This window comes from Allorhodopirellula solitaria (assembly GCF_007859855.1).
Classification (GTDB): Bacteria; Planctomycetota; Planctomycetia; order Pirellulales; family Pirellulaceae; genus Rhodopirellula; species Rhodopirellula solitaria.
In genome coordinates this window covers 1-3,383 of sequence record NZ_SJPK01000052.1, presented here as the reverse complement: position 1 = coordinate 3,383, position 3,383 = coordinate 1, and the positions used below count along the sequence as shown (strand labels likewise).

The following is a 3,383-nucleotide window of genomic DNA, read 5'->3' as shown; positions in this document are numbered from 1 at the left end:
GCAGCTTCTCGCTGGCAAGAAGCGTCGAGGCCCTCAATCGATCGGCGACTTGCTGATCGGCTTACTAATTCGTCTTGGAGTGAACCAGGAAAACACTGTAGAATCGAAACCGTCCGAAGCTCTGAAGCCTTAGGCTGAATTGTCGTGCTGCCAAGCACACTAACAACGTCGTCGCATGCCGAGGGTATCGGTGGAGCGTAGCTCTGCTGAGCAAGCCCGTGCTAGAGTGAGATGCTCTGTTAGCGGTTCAAACGCCGGATGAGACAGTGTGGGGCTCTCAGAGCTTCGGATATCTACCAGGGTGGCGAGACTGAACCACCAAAGCTAACCGAGCCGTGCTGGCTGGCCGACAAACAGTGGACTTTGAGTGTCGAAAAAGCTACCCTATTGGTGGTGCCGCTGAGCGTACGCGCGCACTGCAAATTTTCGTTCTGGATATGACAGTACTCAAAAAACCTTCCGCTGTGCTCTGCGCACGCGTCCGTCGGATGAATCTTTTCAATGACGGGCATTCCGTGCTGCCTCGATGAAGGCCCGAAATAGATTGGCCTGCACCTCGCTCTCCGGTGCTAGCTTCTCGGGATGCCACTGCACGCCGATAACAAATCGAGTCGGATCAGTTGATTCGATTGCCTCGACGATCCCATCGGGGCTTTTGGCGACGACGCGCATTCCGGTGCCGGGATCCCTTACTGACTGATGGTGAATCGAATTGACTTCGAACTCTTCCTCACCGAAGATCCGCAGCAATCGCGAATCGGGGGCAATTTTCACCGTGTGATTGACATATTTTGGGTGGCCGCCGAACTCAGACGGGATATCCTGGACGATCGAGCCGCGATGACCCACACTGATCCACTGGCAACCGAGACAGATCCCGAGCAGCGGTTTATCGGTCCGTTGAATCCAAGCGTTCACCAGAGCCTTTTCAAACTTGTATCGCTCGTCTGGAATTAGGTTTGCAGCCGGATGCAATTCCTCGCCCCACTCCGAAGAGTGAATGTCGTCGCCACCGGGTAGCAGCAGGCCATCGAGTAATTCAAGATACTCTTCAACCAATTCGGTGCTGCCGTCAGCGCTCGGGAGGATCACCGGTATCCCCCCGCAATCGCGGACAGCGCGGACGTAACTCTCTCCGTTGACAGTCGAGATTCCGATAAGAGGTTTGGATCTCGGCTGTGATGGCGAGCCTGTTTCAACCGCTGCAGACTTCTGCGAATCTACCGTCTGACCTTCCGTTGGAACCGGATCGTTAGCTAACGACGTTCGGTTCGACGCCAGGCCAATGCCCACGACCGCGATTAAGCCGATCGCGAAAAGTATCTGTCGTTTCATAACCACATTCCGTCAGTCAGAGGCGATTGGAGAGAGTTTTGATTTACCAGAGGTTATCGCATTGGGAGGCTGCGTTCCATTGCCAGGCCGATCTAGTAAACGCATCGTCGCCACAAAACGGCCACTGCGGCAGGTGGCGACATTCGCTATTGCTGCGATTGGATCGCGACCTGTTCGGCCTGCCGCAACACTCGCATCAAGTTACCGCCGAGTACCTGGCGGATGGCGGCTTCATTGTAACCCCGGTCCAGCAACGCTTGCGTGATCACCGGATAGGTGGAGACGTCTTCGAGTTGCAGCGGCAGCGCGTCGATGCCATCGAAGTCCGAACCGATGCCGACATGGTCGATTCCCGCCACTTGAATGACGTGTTCGATGTGATCGACGACGTCGTGAACGTCGCAAGCCGCCTCGGGACGGTTCTTCAAATCCCATCGTCGCAACTCAATCTTCACTCTTTCGTCGTCGTCGGGATACTGTTGGTTTAAGCGATCACGCACTTGCGAACGCTCCAAGCTATATGGCACCAAGTCGGGATGCACGAAAAAGGTGTAGAAATTGATCATTACCACACCACCATTTTGCGCCGTCAGTTCGAGAACATCATCGGGCACATTGCGAGGATGATCCGCGATCCCGCGCGCCGACGAGTGCGAGAAGATCACCGGCGACCGCGTGACACGCAGCGCGTCTCGCATGCAATCAGGCGACACGTGCGAGAGATCGACGAGCATTCCCAATCGATTCATCTCCCGGACAACTTCCTCGCCGAGCGGACTCAATCCCTCGCTGATTACTTCGCCCGTGCAACTGTCTGCCCAACCGAGCGATTTACTGTGCGTGAGCGTCATGTAGCGGGCACCCTCTTTGTAAAGTTGACGCAGGACTGAGAGTGAGTTCTCGATGGAATGGCCGCCTTCGACACCGATCAACGAAGCGATCTTCCCCTCGCCGCGAATTCGCTCGATATCATCTGCAGTCAGTGCGAGTTCGAACTCGTCGGGGTAACGCTCGATCATCTCCCGGACCAGACCGATCTGTTGAAGCGTCGCTAGCAAGGATTCACCGGTACGCTGCGTCGAGACGGGCACGTACACACTCCAGAATTGAGCGCCCACCCCGCCCTGACGCAAACGATCGATGTCCGTGTGGAATCCGGGTTGGGATTTCGCAATGTCCGTTCGTTCGTTCAAGCCTCCGGACTCGCGGAGCGCCCATGGCAAATCATTGTGCCCGTCGAACACGGGCGCGGTCGCATGAATTCGGCGAGCGGCATCCGAGACAATGATCTTGCCACGCGGGTCCTCAGCACCAGCGCGATGATCGATGGCGAACTCAACCGTTCCCAATCCAAAAAAGAACACCAACCAGGGAAGACGGCATACCAACGAAGCTCGTTTTCGCAAAATCATCGTGAAGATCCGGGAGAGCAGGAAAGGGCAGGGTTGCGGGTGGGATGACGTGTGGAGTCAATCGGTGTCACGCCGGTGAATGGCCGCTTGCAAGATAGGCAAAAAAACTGGCTCATCCGACGGAAGCGTGCGTCCGAGGTTTTCAAGGCATGGCTCCCGTATCGAAGGATTTATTTGTGGGATGTGATTATCAATGTTAGACTGGCACTGCCGGGAGAAACGGAGCCGAGCTCTGCAGAGGTGCTGGCTTGGCAAGGGATATCTCGGTCGCCAGCGTTTCCCTGCAAAAGCGGTACGCCAATGGTGTTGTCGGTCCCTGGCGAGCGTTTGTTCGTCGGGGACGCATTTTGGAACGATCATTGAATACGAGAGCCATGCCTGGTATGTCCCCAAGTTAGCCTAAAAAACTACCAGGGGCGCATTCTGAGTGCTTTCATTGAAGGAATTCACTTTCCCTTCAATCAAGGAACTCCGATATGGCAATCGCCACCAAGAAACGTTCGTCAAAATCGTCAAAATCCAATCAGGCCCGTTACATCGGCAAGCCAGCTGGGGTGATTCAGCAGCGAGTCGAGGCGGTCGGTCCCTCTCACTTTGGTGTCGTTTCGGTCGACTGCGCCAAACGCAGATCCAAGT

Annotated in this window: 2 protein-coding genes; both read right to left on the bottom strand. The window is 55.6% G+C overall.

Annotated elements, in window-relative coordinates:
* Window positions 1–498 precede the first annotated feature (498 nt).
* A complete protein-coding gene (locus CA85_RS24535; protein WP_146394369.1) occupies window positions 499–1,335 on the bottom strand; it encodes a gamma-glutamyl-gamma-aminobutyrate hydrolase family protein in 837 nt (278 codons plus the stop codon).
* Between the two features lie 146 nt (window positions 1,336–1,481).
* A complete protein-coding gene (locus tag CA85_RS24530) occupies window positions 1,482–2,747 on the bottom strand; it encodes a dipeptidase (RefSeq protein ID WP_146394367.1) in 1,266 nt (421 codons plus the stop codon).
* Window positions 2,748–3,383 lie beyond the last annotated feature (636 nt).